The sequence below is a fragment of the Variovorax sp. E3 genome, from assembly GCF_016082275.1.
GTDB lineage: Bacteria > Pseudomonadota > Gammaproteobacteria > Burkholderiales > Burkholderiaceae_C > Variovorax.
This window is the reverse complement of the sequence record NZ_MOWM01000234.1, coordinates 1-8036: the sequence shown is the minus strand read 5'-3', so window position 1 is coordinate 8036 and position 8036 is coordinate 1. Positions and strand designations below refer to the sequence as shown.

The window sequence follows — 8036 nt, the reverse complement described above, 5'->3', positions numbered from 1 at the left end:
TCGGTGCCGGCGCGCGAGCCGATCGGCTTGATCTGCGCCAGGCGCAGCGCGGTGGTCTGCGGCACGCCGGCCGGCTTGCCCGCGCGCCTGGGCTGCAGCGACAGCGGCAGCACGGGCGCGACAGCTCGGTCACGCGCGTGCCCTGCCGGTCGGGCTGCACGTAGCCCTCGGCGGCCAGGTGCTCGTAGGTGGCGGTGACGGTGTTGCGCGAAATGCCGAGCGCCTCGGCCAGCGCGCGCGAGCCGGGCAGCCGGCTGCCGGGCGCGAGGCTGCCGTCGAGGACGGCGCGCTTGAGCCGGTCGTACAACTGGCGCTGCATCGAGCCGGCGTCGCGGTCTTTCACGAGCGGGGATTCGAGCAGGGCAGAGGGGGAGAGGGTGTGTCGTGGCACCATGAAATGAATCCGCCGTGGCGCTTTCGTTGGAGCCACGTTGCGCGTACTTTACGGGCTTCGGCTTTGCCTTTCCTGTTTTTTCCCGAAAGAGTTCTCATGACGCCTCGCCCCAACGACTTCGGCCAGTCCATCGGCCCCGACCTGCCGGGCTGGACCCCGCGCCCCATGCCGCCGCGCCGTGCCATCGAAGGCCGCTTCTGCACAGTCGAGCCGCTCGACGCCGCAAGGCACGCCGACGACCTGCACGCGGCCTACGCGCAGGCGCCCGACGGCCGCGACTGGACCTACCTGGCGTCGAGCGGCCCGCCGATCTCGGCACCACGCGGGCGCACGTCGAGCGCCTCGCCCAGAGCCCCGACCCGATGCACTTCGCCGTCATCGACCGGCAAAGCGGCCGCGCCGTGGGCACGCTGGCGCTGATGCGCATCGACCCGGCCAACGGGGCGATCGAGGTCGGCAGCGTCAATTTTTCGCCGCTGCTCAAGAACACGCCGATGTCGACCGAAGCCCAGTACCTGCTGATGAAGCTCGTCTTCGACGAACTCGGCTACCGACGTCACGAGTGGAAGTGCGACAACTTCAACGAACCGTCGAAGCGCGCGGCGGCGCGGCTGGGCTTCCAGTACGAAGGGCTGTTCCGCCAGGCCGTGATCTACAAGGGCCGGGGCCGCGACACGGCGTGGTTCTCGATCATCGACAGCGAATGGCCGGCGCTGCGCACCGCTTTCGAGCGCTGGCTGTCGCCGGAGAACTTCGACGCGCAGGGGCGCCAGCGCATGTCGCTGCAGAAGTTCCGGCTGCCGTCCTGAGCCTGAAGCCGGGCCTGAACACCAACACAGGTCATCGTGTTGCAGGCCCGGGCAGCGCCTCGCGCAGGAACTCCAGAAAGGTCTGCGCCACCTCGGGCAGCGTGCGGTCGGCCAGCGTCTGCAGCTCGACCGAGCGCTCCCGCATGCCGCGCTCGCGGATCTCCGCGGCATGCAGCTCGCCGCGCCGCACACGGTCACGCACCGTGATCTCGCCCGCGATCGCGAGCCCGCCACCTTGCTGCACGAAGCTGGCCAGCGCCTCGAAGCGGTTGCTGACCAGCGCGGGCTCGAACACCAGGCCGCGGTTGCTGCAGGCCACGTCGAACAGCTGGCGCACCGTGTTGTCGGGCCCCGAGAGCGCCAGGGGATACGGCAGCATCTGCGCCAGCGTCACGCTGCGCAGCCTGGCCAGCGCGTGGTCGGGCCGCATGATCGCGAACACCGAGGCCGCCTGGCGGTGCGCCACGCGAATGCCCTGCACCGCGGCGCGGCTGTAGGTCAGGCCGATGTCGGCATCGCCGAGCAGCACGGCCTCGGTGACGTCCGTGGGGCTGCCGGCCTTCAGGTCGAACTGGATGCCCGGGTACAGCACCCGGAACGACACGATGGCCTGCGGCAAGAATTCGTTGGCAAAGCCCGACGAGCAGGCGATGCGCACCCGCCCGCGCCGCAGCCCCTGCAGCCCCTGGATGTCGGACACCACGCGCTCGGCCTCCAGCGCCCCGCGCCGCGCATGCGCCGCCAGCAGCTCGCCCGCCGCGCTGGGTGCCATGCCGCGCGGGCGGCGCTCGAACAGCGGCACGCCCAGCAGCTCTTCGAGCATGGCCACCTGCCGGCTGATGGCCGAGGCGCTGACGTTCAGGCGCGAGGCCGCTTCGGTCAGCGAGCCGCTGCGAACCACTTCGAGGAAATAGCGCAGGGAGGTCTCTTGCAGGCGATGGGATGACATGGTGAGGTGAGTGGGGCGTCGGGCGGTGGCGGTGCCGTGCTTTGCGCAAAACGCAAAGATATCCGGGAAAAACGGCAATTGTTCAAAAGGTCGCGCATGCCTAGACTGCCACGAAACCGTCACAAAACCCACTTTTCACATGCCCTTCGAGCCCGCAGTCCCACAGACTTCCTCGCCCCGAGCCCTGCACAGCCTGCGGGCGCTGCTTCCCGTGCTCGTGCTCGGCACCGCCGGCCTTGCCGGCGCGGCCGAACTCTCCCCGGCCGATGCCGAGCGCCATGCGCAGGCCACCTACCGCGAGTACTTCGAGCTGCTGTCCCTGCCCAACGACGCCATCGTGCCGGAAGACATCCGCAAGAACGTCGAATGGCTGGAGCAGGCGTTCCGCAAGCGCGGCTTCACGACGCAGCAACTGCCCAACGACGGCAAGCCGATGCTCTACGCCGAGTACCCGGGCAGCGACCCCGCGCGCAAGACCGTGCTGTTCTACATGCACATGGACGGCCAGCCCGTCATTCCCGCGCAATGGGCGCAAAAGAGCCCGTGGACGCCCGTGCTCAAGCGCAAGACCGGCAAGGGCGAGTGGGAAGAGATCGATTCGGCCCCGCTCTTCAGCGGCTCGCTCGACCCCGAGTGGCGCGTGTTCGGCCGCGCATCGGCCGACGACAAGGGCCCGATCATGATGATGCTCGCGGCCATCGACGCGCTGAAGGCCGGCGGCGGCCAGCCGGCGGTGAACGTCAAGGTGATCCTGGACAGCGAGGAAGAAAAAGGCTCGCCCTCCATCACCGGCGTGATGAAGGCGCACAGCGATTTGCTGCGCACCGACGCCATCGTGATCCACGACGGCCCCATGCATGCCACCAACCGGCCCACGCTGGTGTTCGGCAACCGCGGCGCGGCGCAGGCCCAGCTCGTCGTGTATGGCGCCAAGGTGCCGCTGCACAGCGGGCACTACGGCAACTACTCGCCCAACCCGGCGCAGCGGCTGGCCACGCTGCTGGCGTCGATGAAGGACGGGCAGGGCCGCGTCACCGTGCCGGGCTACTACAGCCATGTGAAGATCGGCGAGGCCGACCGCAAGATCATGGCCGCCGTGCCCGACGACGAAGCGGCGCTCAAGCGCCGCCTGGGCATTGCCCAGACCGACAAGGTCGGCGCCAACTACCAGGAGGCGATGCAATACCCCTCGCTCAACGTGCGCGGCATGGCCTCGGCCGCCGTGGGCGACAAGGTGGCGAACATCGTGCCCGACAAGGCCGTGGCCGAACTCGACCTGCGCACCACGCCCGACTCCGACGCGGCGTACCTGGGCCAGCAGATCGAGAAGCACATCGTCAAGCAGGGCTACCACCTCGTGAAGGGCATGCCCACCGACGAAGACCGCGCCCGCTACGACAAGCTCGCCAGCTTCTCTTACCAGAGCGAGGGCGCCGATGCGGCGGGCTCGCCGGTCGATTCGGTGGTGGGCAAGTGGGCCTACAAGTCGCTGACCGACAGCTTCGGCACCAGTCCCGCGCCGGTGCGCATCCGCATGATGGGCGGCACCGTGCCCACGGCCGAGATCGTGCGCGTGCTGCAGGTGCCGTTCGCGATCATTCCGCTCGTGAACGCCGACAACAACCAGCACGCCGCCAACGAGAACCTGCGCATGGGCAACTACGTGAGCGGCGTGCGCACCATCCACAGCTTGCTGACGCACCCGCTCTGACGGCGCACGAGCAGGCCGGCGCGCAGGCAGACAGGCGCGTTCAGCCCGGCTTCTGCGCCTGCTCGCACTCGACCTGGATCAGCTCGCGCTCGTCCAGCGTCGCGCCGATGCGCACCGCGCTCAGGCAGCCGCCCCACACGCAGCCGGTGTCGGTGGAAAGCAGGTCGGGCCGCGAGAGCCAGCCCAGGGTCGACCAGTGGCCGAAGGCGACGGTGGCCTTGGCGGTCTTGCGGCCGGGCACGTCGAACCACGGCATGTAGCCTTCGGGCGCGGTGGCGGCGCTGTCCTTGGCCTCGAACTCCATCACGCCGTCGGGCGTGCAAAAGCGCAGCCGCGTCAGCGCATTGACGATGGCGCGCAGGCGGGCGTTGCCCGTGAGCGTGCCGTGCCATTCGGCCGGCTCGTTGCCGTACATCGTCAGCAGGAAATCGCCGAGCGCCGGGCCGCGCAGCACCGACTCGACCTCGGCCGCCAGCGCCAGCGTGTCGCCCACCGTCCATTGCGGCAGTACGCCCGCATGCACCATCAGCAGGTCGCCTTCGCCGATGCGCATGTGCAGCGCCATGTGCTGCCTGCGCACCCAGTCGAGCAGCGCCTCGCTGTCGGGCGCGGCCAGCAGGCCGGCCAGCGTGTCCTTGCGGCCCATCTTGCGCGCGCCGTGCGCCACGCCCAGCAGGTGCAGGTCGTGGTTGCCCAGCAGGCTCAGCGCCGAAGCGCCGTAGCCCTGCACGCGGCGCAGCACCGCGAGCGAATCGGGGCCCCGGTTCACCAGGTCGCCGAGCAGCACGATGGTGTCGCGGCTCGAGAAATCGATCTTGTCGAGCAGCCGCCCGAGGGGGGCGTCGCAGCCTTGCAGGTCGCCAATCAAGTAAAGTGACATTCCCTCATTCTCCCCCTCAGTTCATGGATGTCTTCCTGCTGGCCTTGCTGACGACGCTCAACGCGGCGTTCGCAATGTCCGAAATGGCCCTTTCCACCAGCCGCCGCGCCCGCCTCGCGGCCTTGGCCGAAACGGGGGACACCGGCGCGGCCGCCGCGCTCAAGCTGATGGAGTCGCCCACGCAATTCCTCTCGACGGTGCAGATCGGCATCACCTCCATCGGCATGCTGAGCGGCATCGTCGGCGAGGCCGCCTTCGCGGCGCCGCTGGCGGTGTGGATGGAGTCGGTCGGCATGGGCGCGGGCACGGCCAGCATCGTGTCCACGGCCTGCGTGGTGACCTGCATCACCTTCTTCACCATCATCTTCGGCGAGCTGGTGCCCAAGCGCATCGGCCAGCTCTACCCCGAGCCGGTGGCGCGCTTCGTGTCGCGGCCCATGCGCGGGCTGGCCAAAGGCGCCAAGCCCTTCGTGTGGCTGCTGGCGGGCGCCACCGCCACCACGCTGAAGCTGCTGCGTATCGACGCCAACGCGGCCCGCTCGGTGACCGAGGAAGAAATCTCGGCCAGCCTCGAAGAGGGCGTGGACGCCGGCGCATCGAGCAGCACGAGCACCAGATGGTGCGCAATGTGTTTCACCTCGATGACAGGCGCCTGTCGTCGCTCATGATCCCGCGCGCCGACATCGAATGGCTCGACGCCTCGTTCACCGTGCAGCAGGCGCTGCAGAAGGTGGCCGACGCGGCCACGCTCAACCTCGTGCACTCGTGGTACCCGGTGTGCCGCAACTCGCTGGACGACGTGGTCGGCGTCATCAGCGTGGCGCACCTGCTGCGCCTGGGCGCCGCGCACGCCGGCGTGCTGGGCCAGGAAGCCACGCCCGCCGTGTTCGTGCCCGAGACGCTCACCGGCATGGAGCTGCTGGAGCAGTTCCGCGCGCGCGCCGGCCGCCTCGTGTTCGTGGTCGACGAATACGGCGTGGTGCAGGGCCTCATGACCCCGCGCGACCTGCTCGAAGCCATCACCGGCGAGCTGCAGCCCGGCATGCAGACCGACGCCTGGGCGCGCGAGCGGCCCGACGGCGTGTGGGAGCTCGACGGGCTCATGCCCGTGTCCGAGCTGCGCGCGCGGCTGGGCATTCGCGAGCTGCCCGATGAAGAGCGCGGGCGCTACAACACCGTCGCCGGCCTGCTGATGTCGGTGTCGGGCCATCTGCCCGAGGTGGGGGAGCACATCGATTGCGCCGGCTGGTGCTTCGAGATCGTCGCGCTCGAAGGCCGCCGCATCGACCGCGTGCTGGCGTCGCCCGACGCCTCGGCGCCCGGCACGGAAGACTGAGAAAGGCGGCCATGCTGTCGCTGCTTGCCCTGAGCTGTCCCCAATGCTCCGCGCCGCTGCCGCGCGCCGCGCGCTGGCGCACCGTCAATTGCAGCTACTGCGGCGCCACCGTCGTGCGCGGCGCGGAAACCGTCGAGCGCGAGAGCTTTCGCGCGGCGCTGCGCCGGGCCAATGCCGACGTGCCGGGCGGCCGCATCCTCACATGGCGCGGTGCGCGCTACCGCGTGCTGGCGCCGCTGACCACGGGCGAGCACAGCGAAGTGCTGCTGGCCGAACGGCTCGGCGCGCTGCCCGAGCGTGTCACGCTGAAGCTGGCGCGCGACGCCGCCGCCAACGGCGTGCTGTTGCGCGAGGCCGCGGTGCTGCAGGCGCTGCAAGACCTGTCGATTGCCGGTGCCGCCTACTTCACGCGCCGGCTGCCGCAGCCGCTGGGCACCGGCGTGGCCGAAGGCCTGGGCGACGGTGCCCGCCAGGCGCTGGTGCTGCGCCACCCGACCGGCTTCTGGGGCAGCCTGCAGGACGTGGTGCAAGCCAACCCGCAAGGCATCGACCCACGCCATGCCGTGTGGATCTGGCGCCGCATGCTCGAGGTGCTGGCCTTCGTGCACGGCGCCGGCTGGACGCACCGCGACCTGTCGCCCGCGCATGCGCTCGTGCATCCGCGCGACCACGGCGTGCTGCTGATCGGCTGGTCGCGCGCGCAGCACGCCAGCGGCTCGGCCCACGCGGCGGCCGCCGCACGCGACCTGATGCAAAGCGCCTGGACCGTGCGCGCGCTGCTGCACGGCGGCGCGGCCGGTGAGCCCGGCGTTGGCGCCCGCACCCCCGCACCGCTGGCCGACCTGCTGCGCCAGTGCAGCGAAGACGCCGCCGCTTGCCAGCGCCTGGGCGCGCAGGGCATCGAGCAATCGCTGTCCGCCGCGTCGCGCCAACCTTCGGCGCGACGCAGTTCGTTCATTTCGATCCCGCGCCGCGCACCGCCGGCGCCTGAGCCTCACACCACGTCACGTCACCTCACGCATCCAGCAAGGAGTCACTTCATGGGCTACGGAAACTACTCGCATGCCGCCCACACGGCCCTCATTGCCGACCGCGCCGCCAAGCCCGGCGCCGAGGTCTTCACCCAGCGCACCACGCACGCGCTGATGAACCCGCAGGGGCTCAAGGTGCGCGAGTCGCGCGACAACGCCGACCACCCGAATTCGCTGGGCATCGTGTTCGCGCTCGACGTCACGGGGTCGATGGGCGACATCCCCCAGACCCTGGCGCGCAAGGAGCTGCCCACCTTCATGAAGCTGCTGACCGATTGCGGCGTGCCGGATCCGCAACTGCTGTTCATGGCCATCGGCGACGCCACCTCCGACCACGCGCCGCTGCAGGTCGGCCAGTTCGAGTCGACCGCCAACCTCATGGACCAGTGGCTCACCTGGAGCTACCTCGAGGGCGGCGGTGGCGGTTCGGGCGAAGAGAGCTACGAGCTGGCCTTCTACGTCATGGCGCAGCACACCGACATGGACTGCTGGGTCAAGCGCAAGAAGCGCGGCTATTTGTTTGTAACGGGCGACGAGCTGCCGTACCCCGCCGTGTCGCGCCACCAGATCGAAGGCCTGATCGGCGAAAAGCTCGACGAGGACATTCCCATCGAGGAAGTCATCGCCGCTGCGGCCGAGACCACGCACCTGTTCTTCCTGATTCCCGATGCGCAGCGCCGCCGCCGTTGCGAGGGCCGCTGGCGCGAGCTGCTGGGCGATCACGTGATCTGCATGGACTCGCCCGACGACGCTTGCGCCGTGGCCGCCGGCATCGTCGCGCTCACCGAAAAGGCCGTGCCCAGCCTCGAGGCGCTGGCCGGCGTGATGAGCGGCACCGGCATGGCCAAGGAGCGCGTGGGCGGCGTGCTGCACGCGCTGGACGGCTACGCCGCGCTGCTCGACCCCGCTGCGTCGCGCCGCGCGCG

The 8036-nt window shown here is 70.1% G+C and carries 5 protein-coding genes and 2 pseudogenes; 4 read left to right on the top strand and 3 right to left on the bottom strand.

Annotation, left to right across the window (positions count from 1 at the left end; all coding sequences use genetic code 11):
- The coding region (locus BMG07_RS38515) for a GntR family transcriptional regulator (protein WP_198088895.1) at positions 1–394 on the bottom strand (394 nt) is incomplete at its 3' end.
- 96 nt (positions 395–490) lie between these two features.
- Between BMG07_RS38515 and BMG07_RS38510 the strand changes: the two are divergent.
- Positions 491–1203, top strand: a pseudogene (locus tag BMG07_RS38510) (GNAT family N-acetyltransferase).
- Between the two features lie 31 nt (positions 1204–1234).
- Here the strand turns inward: BMG07_RS38510 and BMG07_RS38505 are convergent.
- Positions 1235–2152, bottom strand: coding sequence for a LysR family transcriptional regulator (locus tag BMG07_RS38505; protein ID WP_198088894.1), 918 nt, complete (start codon positions 2150–2152; stop codon positions 1235–1237).
- Positions 2153–2291: 139 nt separating this feature from the next.
- Between BMG07_RS38505 and BMG07_RS38500 the strand changes: the two genes are divergently transcribed.
- The gene (locus tag BMG07_RS38500; RefSeq protein ID WP_198088893.1) at positions 2292–3863 is read left to right on the top strand and encodes a M20/M25/M40 family metallo-hydrolase; all 1572 of its coding nucleotides are present in this window, start codon (positions 2292–2294) and stop codon (positions 3861–3863) included.
- A 40-nt stretch (positions 3864–3903) separates the two neighbouring features.
- Here BMG07_RS38500 and BMG07_RS38495 read toward each other — a convergent pair whose 3' ends face one another.
- Complete coding sequence (locus BMG07_RS38495; protein ID WP_198088892.1) at positions 3904–4743, bottom strand: symmetrical bis(5'-nucleosyl)-tetraphosphatase; 840 nt, start codon at positions 4741–4743, stop codon at positions 3904–3906.
- A gap of 23 nt (positions 4744–4766) precedes the next feature.
- Between BMG07_RS38495 and BMG07_RS38490 the strand changes: the two are divergent.
- Positions 4767–6079: pseudogene (locus tag BMG07_RS38490) on the top strand (hemolysin family protein).
- Positions 6080–6090: 11 nt separating this feature from the next.
- Positions 6091–8036 (top strand): serine/threonine-protein kinase (locus BMG07_RS43650; RefSeq protein WP_269759826.1); only part of this gene is annotated, 1946 nt, incomplete at its 3' end.

Coding starts and splice junctions, on each gene's coding strand:
- BMG07_RS38505 (WP_198088894.1), bottom strand. CDS start 2,152: ATGTCATCCCATCGCCTGCAAGAGACCTCCCTGCGCTATTTCCTCGAA.
- BMG07_RS38500 (WP_198088893.1), top strand. CDS start 2,292: ATGCCCTTCGAGCCCGCAGTCCCACAGACTTCCTCGCCCCGAGCCCTG.
- BMG07_RS38495 (WP_198088892.1), bottom strand. CDS start 4,743: ATGTCACTTTACTTGATTGGCGACCTGCAAGGCTGCGACGCCCCCCTC.